The sequence below is a fragment of the Kosakonia sp. S42 genome (assembly GCF_016624785.1).
Taxonomy (GTDB): domain Bacteria; phylum Pseudomonadota; class Gammaproteobacteria; order Enterobacterales; family Enterobacteriaceae; genus Kosakonia; species Kosakonia cowanii.
Genome location: NZ_JACVTW010000025.1, coordinates 36,402 through 54,944 on the forward strand (window position 1 = coordinate 36,402; position 18,543 = coordinate 54,944).

General features: G+C 49.2%; 12 protein-coding genes, 10 pseudogenes and 1 riboswitch. Of the genes and pseudogenes, 14 read left to right on the top strand and 8 right to left on the bottom strand.

The window, feature by feature from the left end:
• Positions 1-44 precede the first annotated feature (44 nt).
• Complete coding sequence (locus tag IAE50_RS20145; RefSeq protein ID WP_200581068.1) at positions 45-407, top strand: hypothetical protein; 363 nt, start codon at positions 45-47, stop codon at positions 405-407.
• A pseudogene (locus IAE50_RS20150) lies at positions 301-798 on the top strand (PTS transporter subunit IIC); the annotation flags it as partial. The gene IAE50_RS20145 and the pseudogene IAE50_RS20150, both read left to right, overlap by 107 nt.
• A gap of 41 nt (positions 799-839) precedes the next feature.
• Here IAE50_RS20150 and IAE50_RS20155 read toward each other — a convergent pair.
• Positions 840-1,969 (bottom strand): annotated as a pseudogene (locus tag IAE50_RS20155) (IS3 family transposase).
• A 686-nt stretch (positions 1,970-2,655) separates the two neighbouring features.
• Here IAE50_RS20155 and IAE50_RS20160 point away from each other — a divergent pair.
• The 6 genes and pseudogenes from IAE50_RS20160 (at position 2,656) to IAE50_RS20175 (ending at position 8,318) form a co-directional block, all read left to right on the top strand.
• Complete coding sequence (locus IAE50_RS20160) at positions 2,656-3,114, top strand: hypothetical protein (protein ID WP_200581069.1); 459 nt, start codon at positions 2,656-2,658, stop codon at positions 3,112-3,114.
• A gap of 396 nt (positions 3,115-3,510) precedes the next feature.
• Positions 3,511-3,772, top strand: a pseudogene (locus tag IAE50_RS26595) (IS3 family transposase); the annotation flags it as partial.
• Positions 3,773-4,041: 269 nt separating this feature from the next.
• Positions 4,042-5,445, top strand: coding sequence for a glutamine synthetase family protein (locus IAE50_RS20165; protein ID WP_234467247.1), 1,404 nt, complete (start codon positions 4,042-4,044; stop codon positions 5,443-5,445).
• A 51-nt stretch (positions 5,446-5,496) separates the two neighbouring features.
• On the top strand, positions 5,497-6,627 hold the full coding sequence (locus IAE50_RS26075) for a trehalose-6-phosphate synthase (RefSeq protein ID WP_255563694.1): 1,131 nt from the start codon (positions 5,497-5,499) through the stop codon (positions 6,625-6,627).
• Positions 6,621-6,914, top strand: a complete 294-nt coding sequence (locus IAE50_RS26495) for a trehalose-6-phosphate synthase (protein ID WP_309228093.1) — start codon at positions 6,621-6,623, stop codon at positions 6,912-6,914. Before IAE50_RS26075 ends, IAE50_RS26495 begins: the two co-directional genes overlap by 7 nt.
• Positions 6,915-7,329: 415 nt before the next feature.
• A pseudogene (locus tag IAE50_RS20175) lies at positions 7,330-8,318 on the top strand (IS630 family transposase).
• Between the two features lie 19 nt (positions 8,319-8,337).
• Here the strand turns inward: IAE50_RS20175 and IAE50_RS20180 are convergent.
• The 3 genes and pseudogenes from IAE50_RS20180 to IAE50_RS20190 all read right to left on the bottom strand — a co-directional run bounded on the left by IAE50_RS20180 (position 8,338) and on the right by IAE50_RS20190 (position 10,146).
• Entirely contained in the window at positions 8,338-8,568 is a 231-nt protein-coding gene (locus tag IAE50_RS20180) for a hypothetical protein (RefSeq protein ID WP_200581071.1), read from the bottom strand.
• A gap of 13 nt (positions 8,569-8,581) precedes the next feature.
• Positions 8,582-8,779, bottom strand: coding sequence for a hypothetical protein (locus IAE50_RS20185; protein WP_200581072.1), 198 nt, complete (start codon positions 8,777-8,779; stop codon positions 8,582-8,584).
• 393 nt (positions 8,780-9,172) lie between these two features.
• A pseudogene (locus IAE50_RS20190) lies at positions 9,173-10,146 on the bottom strand (porin).
• 520 nt (positions 10,147-10,666) lie between these two features.
• Between IAE50_RS20190 and IAE50_RS20195 the strand changes: the two are divergent.
• Positions 10,667-11,479: a helix-turn-helix domain-containing protein gene (locus IAE50_RS20195; RefSeq protein WP_200581073.1), complete on the top strand. Its 813-nt coding sequence runs from the start codon at positions 10,667-10,669 to the stop codon at positions 11,477-11,479.
• A gap of 99 nt (positions 11,480-11,578) precedes the next feature.
• Here IAE50_RS20195 and IAE50_RS20200 read toward each other — a convergent pair.
• From IAE50_RS20200 to IAE50_RS20210, 3 genes and pseudogenes are all read right to left on the bottom strand, one after another.
• A pseudogene (locus IAE50_RS20200) lies at positions 11,579-12,061 on the bottom strand (IS66 family transposase); the annotation flags it as partial.
• Between the two features lie 30 nt (positions 12,062-12,091).
• On the bottom strand, positions 12,092-12,442 hold the full coding sequence (tnpB, locus tag IAE50_RS20205; protein WP_200581074.1) for an IS66 family insertion sequence element accessory protein TnpB: 351 nt from the start codon (positions 12,440-12,442) through the stop codon (positions 12,092-12,094).
• On the bottom strand, positions 12,439-12,879 hold the full coding sequence (locus tag IAE50_RS20210; protein ID WP_200581075.1) for a transposase: 441 nt from the start codon (positions 12,877-12,879) through the stop codon (positions 12,439-12,441). Before IAE50_RS20210 ends, tnpB begins: the two co-directional genes overlap by 4 nt.
• A 90-nt stretch (positions 12,880-12,969) precedes the next feature.
• Between IAE50_RS20210 and IAE50_RS20215 the strand changes: the two are divergent.
• A pseudogene (locus IAE50_RS20215) lies at positions 12,970-13,519 on the top strand (transposase); the annotation flags it as partial.
• 48 nt (positions 13,520-13,567) lie between these two features.
• On the opposite strand, the pseudogene IAE50_RS20220 reads toward IAE50_RS20215, so the two are convergent.
• Positions 13,568-13,735, bottom strand: a pseudogene (locus tag IAE50_RS20220) (transposase); the annotation flags it as partial.
• 245 nt (positions 13,736-13,980) lie between these two features.
• Between IAE50_RS20220 and IAE50_RS20225 the strand changes: the two are divergent.
• The 4 genes and pseudogenes from IAE50_RS20225 (at position 13,981) to eno (ending at position 18,130) form a co-directional block, all read left to right on the top strand.
• Positions 13,981-14,812: pseudogene (locus tag IAE50_RS20225) on the top strand (IS5 family transposase).
• A gap of 536 nt (positions 14,813-15,348) precedes the next feature.
• Positions 15,349-15,423: riboswitch (Fluoride riboswitch) on the top strand.
• 78 nt (positions 15,424-15,501) lie between these two features.
• On the top strand, positions 15,502-16,410 hold the full coding sequence (locus tag IAE50_RS20230) for a DHHA2 domain-containing protein (RefSeq protein WP_200581076.1): 909 nt from the start codon (positions 15,502-15,504) through the stop codon (positions 16,408-16,410).
• Positions 16,407-16,832 (top strand): universal stress protein, encoded by a 426-nt coding sequence (locus tag IAE50_RS20235; protein WP_200581077.1) that lies wholly within the window; start codon positions 16,407-16,409, stop codon positions 16,830-16,832. The genes IAE50_RS20230 and IAE50_RS20235 overlap by 4 nt, the downstream gene beginning before the upstream one ends.
• 14 nt (positions 16,833-16,846) lie before the next feature.
• Positions 16,847-18,130 (top strand): annotated as a pseudogene (gene eno, locus IAE50_RS20240) (phosphopyruvate hydratase).
• The last annotated feature ends 413 nt before the right edge of the window (positions 18,131-18,543 follow it).

Here is an 18,543-nt window from a genome sequence, read left to right on the forward strand (position 1 = left end):
TCAGGGCTGACAGGTCCAGGCGGCGACGCCGCTTTGGGGGAACGGTGTTACCGTTCGTTCTGGTGACGCTGCTTTGCCTGGTGGGTCGCGCCCACGCCGGCGAAACGATCACGTATTACTACACCGATCCGCACGGCACCGTGCTGGTGAAGGCTGACGCGCAGGGCAACATCATTTCGACAGCGGATTATCGTCCGTACGGTAGCCCGGCGATGGGCACACCCGAAGCCGGACCGGGCTATACCAGCCATGTGAACGATCCAGATACAGGCATGGTTTACATGCAGGCACGGTATTACGACGGGGAAACGGATACAGAACATCGTCGGGTTGGAAAATATTTCGATACAGCAAAGCTACGGTTTCAGTTCAGTACCGCTGTTCGTTCTACCCGATGCTATCTATGAAAAAACCCCCTTTTATGAAGGAACGCAATATCGATGTCAGGAGATCCAGAAACGATACGGCATGGTCGGCGATCTGGTGATTATCGGCGTAGTGCTCGGTCTGATTTTTGGCCTGGCAGTTGGCGAAGGTTTTAAAGATTGCGCCAGTTTAATGATTAATGTTGCGGTAATCATGGTAATGTTCCCGCGCATGATCCGCCTGATTATCGAGGGCTTAATGCCCATCTCCGACGGCGCAAGAAAGTTCTTCCAAAAGTATTTCAAAGGGCGTGAAGTCTATACAGGTCTGGATACCGCCGTGACGCTGGGGCATCCAACCACTATTGCTGTCGGTCTGCTACTGATACCCATTATGATGATTCTGTACAGCATTTTACCGAGCAACAAAGTGTGGATTTTCCCCTATAACTCCAGGCTCATCGACTCTCTTATTCAGGTCTGCCGGCGTCGCAGATATTCCCGCAGCGAACGGTAGTCTAACGCACTGCACTGTGCGGATGCCATTCGTTGTAATGCCCGAACGCCATCGCCAGATTCTGCACTGCCGTTCGGGCATCAGGACGTGGTATAACGCTGATGTAGTCGCGTTTCATCGTCTTCACGAAGCTTTCTGCCATGCCATTACTCTCCGGACTACGTACCGCTGTTCTTTTCGGTTCCAGCCCCAGCAACCGAGCGAACCGCGGGGTATCATGCGCCCTGTAGGCTGAGCCGTTATCTATCAGTCACTCGATTGAATCTGGCGGCAGGTGCTGTCCGAAGCGACGTTCCACCGTACCCAACACACGTCCTGAACAGTGTCACTGTCGAAGCCGCCGGTACCGGCAGCCCAGGGCGAAGATGACGCGGAGTTTTCCACCGTTATCACAGCGGAACTCGAAGCCGTCAGAACACTACCGTAGGTTACTTTCATTGACGACCACTTTACCGGTTTGCGTTCGACCTACCGGCTGCACTCTGGGCTTTCGTTCCAACAACAACGCTGCTGGCTCATAATCCGGTACACTCGTTTGGCATTGACGACCTCCACCACCAGTGTTTCCGATTGGCAGCGCAGCAATGCCCAGACACGGCGATAACCGTAAGTCGGCACCTCACCGATAACGCTATGGATCCTCTACAGCATGTCGGCATCATCGGTCTGGCCTTTTATTCTCCCGCCCAGCCAGTCTCCGTGTGCACACGAGACCTGAAGACAGTGACTGAAGAAGCGCGGTCGCCATCCTCGGGCAATAAGGGCGCGCGCTATCCACTTTTTTGGCGGCCATATTTTACGGCTTCCTTCAGCAACTCGTTCTCCATGGTCCTTTTACCCAGCAGGCGCTGTAGCTCTTTGATTTGTTTCACCGCCGCCGCGAGTTTGGAGGAGAAAACGACATCCTCAGTGGTCATCTGCCCTCCTTGATGCTGCTTGCGCCAGGCGAAGTCTGGTTGGCATTTACACCATGGAGCCGTGCGATATGAGATACCGTCATGCCAGGCTGGAGCGTCTCCCGAACAATGGCAATTTTTTCCTGTGGAGAACGGCGCCTGCGGCGCTCTGGTCCGAGCAACTCTTCGATCTATCTCCCAATTAGTCTAATGACTAGTTTCAAGACTAGTCATTAATTTAAGGTGGATCGAAGTGTCTGGAGATGCAGGAGGCCAATCTAGTGGCACAGGAGCTCCCCCTAATTTCCATTGAACGATATGCCCCGCAAAGGCCCTCAGACATCACTTGATTTGGGTAGAACCAGGTTGACTTTGGATAAGATCGCGACAGAAAAATTCAGTGATATCAGGGAGTATAAAGCAAAAAAAGAGAGTTCAGTAGAAGTGTGTTGGCTTGAAAGGGTACGCCGTGAGAAATCAGAATCTGCCTACCCTCCCCCTATGAGAGGACTGCTCATACCAGATGAGCTTTAAGTCTGGAATAAAAAAACCCACCCGAGTGAGTGGGCAAAGCGAATACCAAATCGGCACTACATTCCTGGTTTAACTTCGAGATTGTGGTGCCGGGTGCCTCCCGGTGGGTCTTTGGCAGGTTGCCGCACTGACCCGCGTACCTTTAACTGCATATCAACAAAACCAGTCACTGACCGCAACCTTTACACCCCTCCGCTCAGGGGGATTCACCACGCTGATTAATTTATACCTGCCTGCCAGTAAAGATCAATAGCAATTTATGAGCCGTGACGTAGATGGTTCGGGCTGCTATCTGATACAGTTAAGTCGCCAAAAGTATCTTACCAGAAACAGGGGGTTCATTATGTCTGAGTATCAAGATCTGCTTCAGGTTATCCGATCGCGAATATGCGAAAACAGAAATATATCTCATTCTTCTTATTATCATGGTAGCCAGCTAGATTATCAGATCAGAAACAGAACAGCTTTTATTTTCACTCTTGAAATAGTGCTTCATCAGCACAGAATAAAGTATGCAACGATTTTCGATGCGCTTGATGGGAGATCAGCACTTTATCATCTTATTTTTATGAAAACGCACTGGCAACCAACTGAAATCAGAAAAATCTCTTTTGAAGATACTCTGTTTGTCATGCAGGAAGATCTGAGAATTGATAACCTTAATATCGATGCACAAGAAGCGCTAAGTAACTTTAATCCGCCCTCTATTGTTTTTCGATTTGAAGATTTTCCAGAATCGGATTGGAACTATAAGGAAAACTCAATTTTCCTTCGAAGTCTTATGCTGAAGGCATCTCAATAGACTTATTAATTTTCTTAAGCCGTTTTCAAGAACGATTTTTTTTGATCGAGTATTGAAGTGAGCAACATGGAGCTTTAACTAGTTCGGTCAATCTTCAGGTTGCTCTGGATATATATCGAAATTAAATAAGTAGGGCTGTTGCTTTCCGTTTTTACATGGAAAATACCCGGAAGCCAGAAAAGCCGCTGGAATGAAGTTTTGATATTAAACGGCATTGCGTTGTTACGATTCTTAACACAATACACAGAAAAATATGTAACAAAAAAACATTCATGCAGATTTTTTCTAACAGTTTTCTGTGCCCAGTTATTCATTTGATCTGTTCCCCGTTGATTAATACAAATGTCTTCATCAGTTACATGAGATATCACAATGAAGCATTTATTCGACGGATAGATCATCAGTATCCTTCGCGAAGCTGAAGCCGGAGTTTCTACCCAGGAGCTTTGTCGCACTCCGGTGCGAACTTCTACATCTGGTGCAAAAAGTTTGGCGGCATAGAATTTTTGAAGTGAAGCAGCGGAGAACGCCCGCCTCAGAAGCTGTCCGCCGAAGCCATGCTGGATAAAGAGACACTTCAGGTGGCTCCGGGCGGAAAGTTCTGATGGCAGTCCAGAAGCGGGCCGTGAAAGCCATGTGTGAGGCAACGAATCTGTCTTTAGGTAATGAAGTGAGCTTGTCATAGTTTATTTATTTTATATTATTCAATAATCTGACATTTCAGATAGGATCTAACACTAATATTCATAGTGATAAAAAAAGTGAAAATCAAAGATCAATTTAATAATACCAACTTCCGTAAATATATATTTTTTTTACTTAAACTATTACCATTTATACACTTTATTTATATCCATGTATGCCGAATTTATTTATACTCCTGCAATCGCCGTCAGGCATACCTAAAAGATAATTATGAACTCGACAATGAAGTTTCCACTACTGCAGAACATCCGCACGTTTTTAACCCTGTCGCAATCAAACAAGATTGTTGATGTAATGAATTTGGAAAAAAGTTACCCAAACAATGAATTACAGCGTGAATTTCAACAAGAAGTGAAAACTTATCTTTTGCAATATCCCAAAACAAAGCATATCGACATTTATCTTAACGACATAAATGGGATCTTTAGAGGGAAACGAGTTAAAGTCACGGATCTCGAATCTATCTCGAAAGGGTGCTATTTTCCGCAGTCGGTCTATTCCATGGATTGGGAAGGAAAGGTGGTCTGCAAGGATTCTGACCGGGTTGTGATGGATGAGCCCGACAGGCTTTGCCTGCCAGTAAAGGGAACTTTACGTCCTTCGGCTTACGGGCCTCAGGAAAATGCTCAGCTTTTATTGTCAATGCGCGATGCCAACGGATTGCCCTATGCACTGGAGCCAAGAGTGATCTTGGAGAATGTACTTCACCGATTCCATCATCATGGTCTTTATCCGGTGATCGCGCCGGAAATTGAGTTCTACCTTATCGATCATCAGACCCAGATTATGCGTAGCCAGGGGTGTTTCCATATGACGGTCCCTTCCACTTACGCTCCGTTCATCGAAAAACTAGAAGAGATGGCTGCTGCACAAAATCTGTCCCTGACGGGCATTGTCAGTGAGGCTGAGCCAGGACAATTCGAACTCAATCTTCGCCATTCACATCAGGTAGTGGAAGTCTGCGAGAATGTTCTGGCATTGCGCAGGTTAACCAGCATCGTCGCAACTGAATTCGGATACAAGGCGAACTTTATGGCTAAGCCTTTCTCCCAGCTTGCGGGTAATGGTCTGCATTTTCATATCAGTTTAAATGATATTCATGGTAGCAATGTTTTTGCAGCTCCAGCTAATGAACTAAACGAAATGACACGCCTGTGTTTGGCTGGTTTACTGCATCTGATGTCTGCATCATTGGCAATTATGGCCCCCGGAGTAAACTCATTCCGGCGCATGCGGAAAAATCTTGATGAGCCTTTATTTAGCTCTTGGGGATTCAATAAACGTTCTGCTGCATTACGCATTCCTTGCTCGACAGAGGAAAACAGTCGAATCGAATATCGCATTGCCGGTGCTGATTCTAATCCCTATTTAGTGATGGCCACTATACTAACCGGCATGCTGTACGGTTTGGAAAATGTTGATGATGACTCGCTGGAACATGTTACACATGTTGCTCCTCCTTTGCCTCTGTTTCAACAACAAGCCATAAAGGCTTTCCAGAACTCGTCCTATTTGATTGAAAGTCTGGGCAAGCAATTTTCAGAACAGTGGATCCATAGCAAGCTCGCAGAACTTACTTTGTTCGAAAGTATTGTGACTCAGGAAGAATTAGCCATTTCTTTCTAATGAAAATGTATGCTTCTTTTCGCGATCAATAATAAAAACATTGAGGTAAATATGTCCAGTTTAATTATCATTTCAAATCGTAGCGAAACGTGTAACAATTACATTGATGATCCACTACTCGTTAGTTTTTCAAATATATTTAAAAAACTAGCAGGACTATGGTTTGGCTGGAATGGTGAAATATCTACAACCAAGAAAACCCGCACGATTCAGCATAAGCTTAAACCTGAGTGTCAGACCTTTTCTTGGAATCTCTCACCTAACGAATATGATAATTATTATCAAGGATATATTCATCAAGTCCTGTGGCCAGTTTTTCATAATCGCCCGGATCTCACATGTTATAGAAAAGAGTTCTTTACTACCTGGAGATCCTATAATAGCGAAGTGGTTAACACCGTAGCCTTACATATTAAGTCCGAAGATATCATTTGGGTACATGATTATCATTTATTGCCTGCTGGAAGAATGCTGAAAGTTGTAGGTTATCATAATAAAAGTGGTTTCTTTTTACATCAACCTTTTCCACCTGGAGAGGTACTGCGTTCAATACCGGAACATGACTACCTAATTAACTCGATGTTATGTTACGACCTGATAGGTTTTCAATCCAGCTCTGATATCAATAATTTTTCCTCATATGTTCTACGTTACTATCGCGCTGAACGAATCGCTACTGATATCATTCAGATGAATGGTCGTCTGATTAAAATTGGTATATTTCCATGTGGAATCGACAAAGAATCGATTGCAAAGTACAACTTTACTGCTACCGCAGTAAAGGATTATCAAAGAAACATTATTATTAGCAATGATATCATCAGTGATATCAGCGGTATTCATTATCGTCTGGAAGCAATGCGTACACTATTGGATAATTATCCTCAGTATATTCGAGATGTTAATCTGTTGCAGATATCAGATCCTTCGCTAGAATACCCTCATTCTTCACCCGATTTACAAGTGCGACTTGATCGATTTTGCGGAGAAATAAACGGGTGTTACGGTGATTTGGCTTGGTATCCAATTAATTATATTCACAATAGCCTCTGTAATCGTGAGCTCATTTATAAACTTTACAGAAAGGCTAACGTCGCATTATTTACTCCGCTTTCCGAAGGGATGAGTATGAGGGCCAAAGAATATATTCTTGCTCAGGATGAGGAGATCCGGGGGTGCTGATTTTGTCAGAGTTTACCGGAGCTGCTGAACAACTTACCGAGGCAATAATGACCAATTCTTATGATGTTTATAAAACCAGTGAGTTACTCCATTCAGCACTGACCATGCCATTGCATGAGCGCAAACGCAGACACAGTAAGCTTCTGACAAAAATAAAACGCTATGACAATCATTGGTGGGCAAAGGAATTTATTACATCCTTGCTTAATGTCTCTAAGGATCTTTCATCAATAATGAAATTGAGTAGATCTCATTACGGAATTTTCATTCCCAAAAAAATATATTAATATAAACCATACCACATGAAAGGTTAATCATTTATATCCTCGAAATAATCTTTTATAAACAACATTTTAATTATTATAATTCTGATGGTCATTTTCAAAGAAACTGCTGTGGGAATATGTAACAAAAATCATCATTTGCTTTTCATTGTAAACCCGATGAATAGATTCAATACTATCATTAAACTAAAGAGATTGTTATTTAAAAAAAAGAACGAACATCAACTATACGCCAAAACAAAACCGCTTATCTTGGATAGATATTAGCAAGGTAACTCTCTGTATGATATCGCCAGAATGTTTGAAATAAATCATTCTTATGCTTTTCACAATCTACCAGAATGGTGAGCATCGGTCCTCTGCTAAATAGCTGTGCGGAGTAGTAGATCACTTAGAGGGAACTCAGCCGGATTGTGCGATGCCGATCATAGCGCCAATACCCGGTACCGGACGACGCCTGATACAGAAAACTATCCATAAAACACGTGATAAAAACCATGCCCGCAGACCGACCGCCATGCTCATGCTGCACCGGGGCGACCGCGTCAGCGACGTTGCCAGAACACCCTGGTTCACCCGCCGGACACTGAATTACGGGTTCACGCTGTCGGGTGTTGAAGGACTGGAATCATTACCCGCAGGGCGTGCCCGTCGCTGGTCGTTCGGGCATATCTGTACACTGTTACGTGAGCGGGTAAACGCTTTCACGGCGATTCTGGCGACCAGCGTTCACGCTGGAGTACGGAACTGCCGGCAATAAAAATCAATGAGATAACCCAGAGCCAGTTGCATACCGGAACCGTTCGTCGCTGCCCTCTGCGGGACTTGTTGGCGCAGGGCTGCACCAACTCTGTGTATCCGTGACCCGCATAAAGATGAAAAGATGGCGGCGATACATAAAGCACTGAACGAATGCGGCGCAGAGAATCCGATCTTTTATGAAGATGAAGTGGATATCCATCTTAATCCCAAAATCGGTGCTGGCTGGCAACTACGCGGACAACAAAAACGCGTGGTAACACCAGGACAGAATGAAAAAGATTATCTGGCCGGGGCGCTAGTCAGTTACGTAGGTGGCAACAACAGAATCTCAGCCTTATTTATCAGTCTGTTGAAACACCTGAAGTCGGCATACCGGCGGGCGAAAACGATAACGCCCATCGTGGACAACTACATAATCCACAAAAACCGGGAAACGCAGCGCTGGCTGAATGAAAATACGGAGTTCAGGGTAATGTTTACTCGCCATGGGTGCATTATGTTGAGCGGGTTATGGCAGGCGCTTCATGACACGATAAAGCACAATCATCAGTGCCGTTCGGTGTGGCAACTGTTAAAAAAGTTCATCATTTTATGGAAACGGCAGGCCCGTTCCCCGGAGGCAAACATGGACTGGCAAAAGTGTAGCGGTATTTGGCGCAGCTATTTAGACTGATGCGGCCGTGAATGGTGTCTGGCTGTTTATAGAGCCTGTCTCCAGACTGACCTCATGGGTTTCATCGCCCCGCCCCGTACGAACGTAGGTGAGCTGTTCATATGGATGGCGATGCAGCGCGATTTCCACCGACATCATCTTCCCTCTGTGGACCAGCACCCAGCGGGGACGCCCTTTGCCACCTGCTCTTTTTCTCTTCGCTTTGTTTGTAAAAACAAACATTACTTCCCCCTTATCACGCGTATGGAAACGCCTTTTTCTCATGCAATTTATCGATAATTTGTCGGGCAAACTGCACCACCACGCCAAGACCGCGCGCGGCAAACAGATTGTCATCCGTCAGCAGATCCTGTGGTTGATAAACACCGTCCGTAATGCCGTACCAGAACAGTACCGAACAGCTAAATCGCCGCCCTCGCAGTAGCTGATCCACCGCCAGAATACGTACGCTGGAAGATGAAATAGCACAGAGGCACGTCGTACTGGCGGATGACGTGAATCGTCTGCGGTTTTTTCGCAATCCTCTCCTCGGTCCCTTTGCCACCACAGAGGATAGCGCATAAAGAGCTGGTCTGAGACGTCGCTAATCGATGGGGGGCTTCAATTATGCTGCCAAAATGGTGGTCACAGCCCACTACCGTGGTTTCGGAACAGGAAATGAGACAACTCAAATCCTCGCGTCTCGTAGCAGGCTATAAATGCCAACTGCTTCGTCATCTTCAATGCCATTATCAATCAGGATTGCGGCCGTGATCATCGCATCTTCCTCACAAAACAGAACACAGTAAAAAATCCAACGCTCCCTGTCGCCTTTCCATGCGGGTAATCAGAAGTGATAGGTCAAGCCAAAGCCAATAACATCATTATCGGTGATGCCAAATTGGGTATTACTGTCGAGCATATTTATTTTATAGTCGACATAGGTGACCATATTGTCATTGAAGTAATACATCATGGCCAAATCAATATAACGGATTAAATCCATGTTGCCGGTGCCTTCTACATCCAGCGCTCTGGACCAGAAATAACCAACCTGCGGTTTAATGCCGTTATTAAATTGATATCCGGCAACCGCTTCCCAGTTACGGGTTTTATTGGCATAGCCCAGTGATTTTATCGGCGTCAGGTTATGGGTTTCAGCATAAATGGTTGCCAGATACAGCTGCTTACCGGCGTATTTGATGCCACCTCACCACATGTCCGCATACTCACCTTTACCCTGCGGCAACGCCTGCTGGGCCTCTGTGCGCCGTGATGACGAACCCGCGCCGACAATACTGATGGCATCCGTGGCATGCCAGGTCAGCGACATCCCGTAGCCTTCACCTTTTTGTTTTGTCGCTGAACGACTACTGCCCGTTGCTTCGGAACTGTCGTTAGCGCCCTGGTATTGGACAGCAAAATAAAGGCCATTAATCAGGCCAAAGATATCGTGATTACGCCAGGTAAACAAACCCGTTCCCCTGCCGGTCATAAAATTATCGCCCGCACTAAAGGTCAGGTTGTTAAAAATAGGCGCATAGTCCGTATAGGAGGCCACGTCATAATCAATCCCCCAGTTACGTCCATAATCCAGAGAACCGTATGTGTCGACATTCAACCCGGCGTAAGCCAGACGGGTAGCGGTCCCGGTTTGTGCATCGCTGCCTGATTCCGTATGGTTAGCCTGAACGTTCACTTCCCATTGGCCGTAACCGCTAACCATTCATTGATGCGTGTTTTCCCTTTAAAGCCAAAACGAATAAACGTGTTATCTCCGTTCAACGATGTATCATCACTAAAATAATGTCGGGCATGCACCGCCCCGTGAGTTGCAGCTGATTACCGTCTTTATTGTATATTTCAGCGGCAAACAACGGAGATGAAATGCTGAATGCGACACCCGCCAGGACGATCTTTCTGATTATCATGTCTATTATTCCAGAATAACATTATGGGCTATTTTAAATTCATCCCGGGACGAGACAGGTATGCGACGATCAACACCAGATATCGCCCCGGAATTAATTTCACAGGGTGTGTTGCTATCATGTATTGCTAATGGGAAGTGATTTTATCGAAGCGCGAAATGAGGGAAAGACCTGCACGATATGACTGTGAAATATATCAATACCATTTGCACTATTATAACAAACGGCGGGTAAAAATGGCATCACCACGCAGTGTTATTAATCTTATACAAGAAGCGCCAGATCATGAAATAAAATAATGTTCCATTTCCGTGACGGGCATCAATTTATCATGGCGGCACCCCCCCTAGATTATAACCTGTAATTCTTGACTGTCAGGCCCGGCATTTTGGTACTAAAGAGGACTCGTTATGACGCTTGTTCTTCCAAGGGATACACATTTCCACCATCCTATGGAAAAGGTGGTATTTCATTTCTGGCAGCCGGAGAAAAGTATCAATCGTGAACATACCCATGAATATTGTGAGTTTTTTTTAGTCGAGAGCGGGAGCGGGGTACATGTTATCAATGAAAAACCGTATTTATTGACCGCCGGGACGCTGTGTTACCTTAACCGACAGGACTATCATCTCTTTGAAAATATGAATAATTTAAACCAGGTCAACCTCCTGTATCTGGGGCGTGACCAGTTTAATATCATCAAAGGGATAGACCATCTTCTCCCCTCAGCGGAAGAGACAAATATCTGGCAAATCGATATGCGGATAATGAAGCATGTCATTAGCCGTCTTTTGGCGCATCATGAAAATGCCTACACGGATAAATTTCTCGCTGAAAGTCATAAGGAGATGATTTTCCTCGAAGCGCTGCATATTCTCAGCGAATGGCGATACAAAACACATGATTTCAGCTCCAGCGATGATCGTATCAGTCAGATAATCATCTGGTTAAATAATCACTGGGATAGTCCGCTGAATATTGATGGATTATGTCAGATGTTTGCGATATCGCGCCGTACCCTGCAACGGGGCTTTACCGAATATACCGGAATATCACCCCAGCAATATCTTTCCCTGCTTAAACTGTTGCAGGCAAAATATTGCCTGCAATTTTCACAGATGACCGTCTCAGAAGTCTCAGCACATTGCGGCTTTACGGATATCAGCTATTTTTCACGCTTGTTTCGCAAGCAGTTCGGTATTTCGCCGAATCAATGCCAGTAACCCGTCGCAAGGACGGTTTTTTCTGTTTACTCCACACCGGTATCAATCAGTTCCAGCTGTGTTGCCCCCACCTCAGCAGTGTGGGGAACATCGCGGAAAAACTTTCAGGGCGCTGGAGACCAGTTCCAGCTGTTCCGCGCTGACTTCGCTGAGGTATGCCATATCGCTGCCGCAGTCCGGGCAGCAGGTTTCCGCTGGCTCCAGACGATGGATCTCGCGGGGAAGATGTTCAGGGAGAGGCCGACGGTGGCGGGACTGGCGCAACTGGCGGGGTACCTGCGGATCGTCTTCCCGTCCGTTGTAGCGATCGTTTTCCTGCTCCTGCTGTTTAAGCAGGGCTTCGGCCTCTTCAACCTGCCGGCGAAGTTTTTCGGAGCGGGTACCGAACAACATTCGACGCAGTTTTTCTGTCTGTGCCCGCAGATGCTCTATCTCGCGCTCTTCGTTCTCTATTTTCTCTTCTGCGCGTGCCAGTGCAGAACGCAGGAACGACTCAGTCTCTGCAACGAGACTGAGCTGGCTGTCTTTCTGGCGAAGCGCGTCTTCCAGCGCGGCGATACGGGCGAGACAGTCCTGACTCATGACCCCATTTATAATGCGGTCATGTTCTTTTTACAACATTGTCAGTGAGTTAAGGCGCATTGTTTTTGGCTGGCGCCAGTCCAGCTTATCAAGGAGCATGGCGAGTTGTGAGCGGGTGATGGCGATTTTACCATCGCGTACAGCAGGCCAGATGAACCGGCCTTCTTCCAGCCGTTTGGTGAACAGGCACAGGCCGTCAGCATCAGCCCAGAGTATCTTTACGGTATCGCCTTTGCGGCCACGGAAGATAAACAGGTGGCCGGAGAACGGATTTTCATCAAGTACATGCTGTACCAGCTCGCCCAGACCATTGAACGATTTACGCATATCCGTGACGCCAGCAACCAGCCAGATGCGGGTGCCTGACGGGAGGGATATCATTGTGTCCTCCCGGTCAATTCGCGGATCAGCACAGTCAGCAACTCTGACGACGGGTTTTCCAGCGTCATTTTGCCGTGACGGAACTCAACATGACATGAAGTGGCGCTGACGTGAGCGGAGGAGAACGTACACAGAGTGTCATTCCCTGCTGCGGGCAGCGGGTCGTTGATAACGTCGACGGACAACAGAGTCGGAGAAGCCGGAAGAGATTGAGGCACCACCGGCCCCTCGATAGTTGCAGGCATTCGACGAGAGATTCGCCCCTCCCTCTGCCAGAGGCGTAGCCACTTAAAAATGAGATTATTATCAACGCCATGTTCCCGAGCCAGTTGTGCGACGTTGGCATCTGGTCGTGAAGCCAGTTCGACCATCCGAAGTTTGAAGTCATTGGAATAGACGGTACGCGATTCAGTTCGCCAGTTGGCAGCATTTTCCATGAACAGAACTCCTTCTAAATTAGACGGAGCTCTAAGCTAGCGATCCCGGGACTGGAACACAGGCGACAGTAGCTTGACGCTTACGCTGAACGTCAGGTCCTTGCTGCAATGGTGGTTCGCAGACGCCAGCTGATTGCGATGTTGGTGGCTGAGCGTAACCGACTGCATTCATCCCATCCGCAGAACAAGAAAAGCATTAATACCATCTTAAAGTGCTGGAAGATGAGCTTGCCAGGCTCGAAAGAGACATGAACAGTCACATCCGGAACCACTTTAAAGAGTTTGCTGAGCGCCTGAGAGTATCAAAGGTGTGGGCACCATGACCGTTTCCGCATTGTTGGCGAAGATTCCAGAACCGGGAACGCTCTCCCGACGCGAAATCAGTGCGCTTACAGGTGTTGCTCCTGTCAATCGGGACTCAGGGACTATGCGTGGTCGACGAACCATTTTTGGCAGCAGGGCTGGCATAATATCTGAACTGTACATGGCTGCGCTTGTGGCAACCCGTTTTAATCCGGTGATAAAAACGTTTTATGTACGCCTGCCTGCAGCTGGAAAGGCAAAAAAAGTGGCGCTGGTAGCCTGTATGCGTAAGCTGCTTACCATCCTGAACGCAATGCTCAGAAAGAACGAAGAATAGGATGAGTCGTACCATCACGTTGCTCTATAATTTTTACCTTCAAGACAGTTGCCGATACTGCCTGCGCCAGAGGAGTAACTGGCTGGCTGCCACCCCATGCTGGCGGGCAACAACCGGGACGGTCATACCGGGTTCCATAGTCTGCTGAATAATGGCAATTTTTTCCTGCGGTGTACGACGCCGACGCCGCTCAGATCCTGATAACACTTCAACCATCTTATTATTCTGACTGGTGTTAAACATAGTTCCAAGACTACCTCTTATTTTAAGAGAGGCGAAGTGTCTGGTGATCTATGGGGCTAATCTACAGTCTAAAACTGGTATCAAGACTATCACTTATTTAAGTGATATCAGCTGTCAGGAGGTTCAGGGGACCAGTCTACATAGTTGCCAAAAAACCAGGATGTGTCCCTTAATATCCTGAGTTATAGTAACTACTTGTTCCCACAGCACATTGAACTATGGCCCAATACGATCTTCCCGATGAAGCATGGAGCATCATCCAGCCCTTGCTGCTTGCTGAACCCACATCCCTACATGCCGGACGCCCATGGGCTGAGCATCGTAAAATCATCAACGATATGTTCTGGCGCACCATGGCGCGATTTACCTGAGCGATATGGTTCGTGGAAAACGGTTTATAATTGCTTCAACATGTGGTCTAAATCGGTGTTATTAACATTATTTTCAACAGGTTACTTTCGTTACCTGATGCAAACGGTCTTGTTGACTGGTTTGCCACGGCGCTGGATGGCAGCAGTATCCGTGCGCTGAATATGCTGCCGGCGCTCAAAAAAAACATCCCAATATCACCGCAAATAATGGGCTGTGTCGCTATCGCTGTGGCTCTGGCACCAAAATCCATTCGGCGACAGACGCAGGCGATCTGCCGTTAACCACTGTACTAAGTCCCGGACAAGTTCACGAAAGCCAGTTCGCATTATGCCTGGCTGGATGGTATTGGTGTTCAACGTCAGAACGGCAGCATGAAACGTCGTGATCATGCGGTGCTGGCTGATAAGGCTTGCTCGGGGCATGCACCCCGCAATGAGCTGAAGCGAAAAATGAATAAAAGTGGTTATCCCCCGAAAATCTAATGAAAAAATGGCATCGGATGGGCGTTCACAACTCGACCTTGATGCCTACCGAAATCGCAACGTTGTTGAGCGGTATTTTGGCCGCCTGAAAGAATACCGTCGCATTGCTACTCGTTACGGCAAAACGGCGAGGAATTATCTGTCGATGGTGAAACTGGGATGCATTCGGCTCTTTTACAAGAGGTTATGCAATTAAGGGCACAGTCTAGCCTCCAGGATTCCCGGGGCGGTTCATACACTGAGATGACATCTGCCTGTCATAGGCGGGTCGTGTTATTATGGTAAGAGCAGGAAACATGAATATTCAGTTTCATCGCGATCACATTACCGGTATAGTTGCGGTGTTTTCTCATGACCCAATTTTGCCAACCGCAGGTTATGAAGCTTTATGATCCGGTATGTTAACCCATGCTAGCCAATATAATGCTCCATTCGCATGACGCTTGCAGATAATGAGGAGTGGCCTAATCGTTTTTCAAAGGGCTATATTGTCACGGAAGCTTCAGATCAGTACGTTGCTGGTGAAGACTATTCCAGTAGGTTAGCATGGTAATCATTTCGCTATTCAAATGAGGCCTGTGCTCAGCATGGTGACGCTACCGTTACCATACAGGATCCATTCTTACTTTACCGCCCATGCGCATAATACGCTCCGGGAGGCCAGAGCTACACAGGCGGGCTGAGGACACTTTAAAATTAATGCTGACAGGTTTTCTGTCCGGCTCTATACTCAGACTACAGGGTGATGGCGTTCCACCCTTCCCAACCGCTTCGTTATGCTACGGAGCTGATGACGTCTGATGTGACTCTTGATTTTCAGGAGGCGCGTCAGGCCGTCCCTGATTTCTTCCTAGCCTGCGTGCTTCCCTTTTTGGGGAGAGACCTGTGATACACATTTTTGGCCACATTAATCCTGACAGCGATGCTGTCTGTACTGCTGTTGTTACTGCGTACTGGCTCACTGAGCGCGGCATTAACGCCCGCGCATGGCGTCTTGGAGAATCTAACTGCGAAACCCGCTTTATCTTTGACGCCGCCGGACTCACGCCGCCGCCGCTGCTCTCATTTCCGCTTCATGATGAAAGGGTCTGGCTGGTTGATTTCACCGGACCGGCACAGGGTTCTGACGACCTGCATCGGAGCAACATCGTGGGCATTATTGATCACCACGGGCTGGGCGGGCTGGTGACGCAACTGCCACCGGAGGCACACATACGCCCCATTGGCAGTAGCGCTACGCTACTCTGGCTGCTGATGGATGCTGAAATGCGCGGCACCCTGCCCCCGACGCTCGCCATCCTGCTGCTGGGCGCACTCCTGAGCGATACTGTTAATTTACGGTCGCCCACCACGACCGAAGACGATATCCGCTCGGTTACCGAACTAGTCGTTCTGTCCGGCGTGAACCGCAAAACCTTTGCCCGTGACCTCCTTACCGCAAAAACTGACGTCAGCGGCCTCAGCGCACAGCGGCTGCTGGACAGGGACCTCAAAGCTTTAGTGATTGCTGGCACCGACGTGCTCATCGCCCAGATTGAGGTCAGCTCCCCGTCACAGGTTGCTCCCGTGATGGATGACCTGCTCGCTGCACTGACGTCTCTGGCAGACCAGTCCGGTGCCGGCCTGGCGGTACTGATGCTGACCGACATCCGCGCAGGTTTTACCTCGCTTTACTTCGCCGGGCGGGAGAGCGTTAACGCGGCCTCCTGCTCCGTACCGGGCATGCTCAGCCGCAAAAAACAGCTTCTGCCCTGGTTTGAGTCCCGCCTTAACCAGAACGGGAGTTCATTATGACCTGTTACACCCACGCACTGATACTTGTGAACGATAAAGACGACGGCACCCTCCTGCTGAAACGGGCGGTCGCGCTGGCGCAGCCGCTCGGCATGAAAATCACCCTGGCCCACATCAGCGACGACTACCGGGAGATGAACTACGTGTCCGACAGCCTGATGGACGACGGCGTGTCGGAGGAGGTGGTTAAGGCCAAGGCGTTTCTGAGCTGGCTGGCTGCTTCCGTGCCTGAGACGGTCGATACGCGGGAGCTGGTGACTATGCACCGCTTTGAGGACGTGGAGAGGTGTATCGGGGAGCTGGGCGTGGACCTCGTACTTGCCGGACACCGCAACCGCTTCATGGGAATGCTGACCTCCCGCTCGGCGGAATACATTAACCACCTCACGGTGGATGTGCTTATCACTCATCTGGCTGACTGACCGGGAGAAACTCTATGCGCTTTACACTGGATAACGTGGCCGCCCGTGAAATTCTTGACTCGCGCGGCAACCCCACCGTTGAAGTTGAAGCCCGAACCACGGACGGGATGATGGCGCGTGCCTCGGTGCCTTCCGGGGCCAGCACCGGATCGCGCGAGGCCGCTGAGCGCCGCGACGGCGATGACCGCCGCTTTGGCGGCAAAGGCGTACTGGATGCCGTCAGGGCGGTAAATACGGAAATCTGCGGGGCCGTGCGTGGCAGGGACGTGCGCGAGCAGCGGCAGCTGGACAACATCATGCTGGCGCTGGACGGTACGGAGAACAAGAGTCGCCTGGGTGCCAATGCCATTCTGGGCGTATCGCTGGCGGTGGCCCGGCTGGCGGCACAGGCCTCGCACGAACCGCTCTGGCGCTACCTGGGGGGCCTGCAGGCCAACCTGCTGCCCGTGCCGTGCATGAACATTATCAACGGCGGCGTGCACGCCCGCGGTCAGGGCGCGGACTTTCAGGAGTTCATGATAGCGCCACACGGCGCACCCACGCTGCGCGAGGCCGTACGTCAGGGCAGCGAGGTCTACTAGGCGCTACGCCAGATCCTGATCGACAAAAACCTCTCAGCGGCGGTCGGCGACGAAGGCGGCTTTGCGCCTGCCGTGTCATCGAACCGCGACCCGCTGGCATTTATCGTACAAGCTATTGAGAAGGCAGGATACCAGCCCGGAGAAGACATCAGCATCTGCATGGACCCCGCATCAAGTGAGTTTTTCGCTGACGGTAAGTATCATCTGCGCACCGAGGGCAGCGCGCTGAGCGCGGCGGAAATGACGGCGTACTACGTGATGGACCAGTTTCCCGTCATCCTGCTGGAAGACGGCTTGTCCGAGGACGACTGGACGGGCTGGAAGCATCTGCACCAGCAGCTTGCGGGACGGGCCGAGTTGGTTGGCGATGACCTGTTTGTCACCAATGTGAAATACATTCAGCGCGGCATTGACGAAAACATTGCCAGCGCTGCGCTAATTAAGCTCAATCAGATTGGCTCGCTCAGCGAAACGCTGGACGCCGTGGCGCTCTGTCAGCGGCACGGCTGGGGCGCGTTTATTTCACACCGCAGCGGTGAAACGACGGACACGTTCCTTGCCGACCTGACCGTGGCCCTGCGCGCGGGGCACCTGAAAACCGGTGCGTCGTGCCGCGGCGAACGCGTGGAAAAGTACAACCAGCTGATGCGCATCGAGCAGGCGCTGGGTGACGATGCACGCTACGCGGGCCTTCACGCGTTTGTGCGCCGCACGTAACACATTCACCGGACGGCCCGCGTCCGGCACAGGAGCACTGCATATGACATCTTCAACGCTGGTTCTTCTGCGCCATGGTGAAAGCCAGTGGAACCGGGAAAACTGTTCACCGGATGGACAGACGTGCCGCCGACAGGGCCGGAGACACGCTGCGGGCAGAGTCTTCACCTCGATTATGCGCGCTGTGTTCACACGGTCTGGCGGGTGCTTGACCGTCTTGACCGCAACTGCGCTGCAGGGGGTGAACAAGAATGCGGCTGCCCGGCTGATGGGCGCGGAGACCGTCCGGTACTGGCGCAAAAGCTTCACCAGTATTCCTCCCGCGGACGTGGAGGCGCCGGTACTGCTGCGTTTGGATCCGCAGTCTTGAAATGACGCTGCGTCGCGTCATACCGTACTGGCAGTTGTGGTGC

Coding starts and splice junctions, on each gene's coding strand:
- IAE50_RS20160 (WP_200581069.1), top strand. CDS start 2,656: ATGTCTGAGTATCAAGATCTGCTTCAGGTTATCCGATCGCGAATATGC.
- IAE50_RS20165 (WP_234467247.1), top strand. CDS start 4,042: ATGAAGTTTCCACTACTGCAGAACATCCGCACGTTTTTAACCCTGTCG.
- IAE50_RS26075 (WP_255563694.1), top strand. CDS start 5,497: ATGTCCAGTTTAATTATCATTTCAAATCGTAGCGAAACGTGTAACAAT.
- IAE50_RS20180 (WP_200581071.1), bottom strand. CDS start 8,568: ATGTTTGTTTTTACAAACAAAGCGAAGAGAAAAAGAGCAGGTGGCAAA.
- IAE50_RS20195 (WP_200581073.1), top strand. CDS start 10,667: ATGACGCTTGTTCTTCCAAGGGATACACATTTCCACCATCCTATGGAA.
- tnpB (WP_200581074.1), bottom strand. CDS start 12,442: ATGATATCCCTCCCGTCAGGCACCCGCATCTGGCTGGTTGCTGGCGTC.
- IAE50_RS20210 (WP_200581075.1), bottom strand. CDS start 12,879: ATGGAAAATGCTGCCAACTGGCGAACTGAATCGCGTACCGTCTATTCC.
- IAE50_RS20235 (WP_200581077.1), top strand. CDS start 16,407: ATGACCTGTTACACCCACGCACTGATACTTGTGAACGATAAAGACGAC.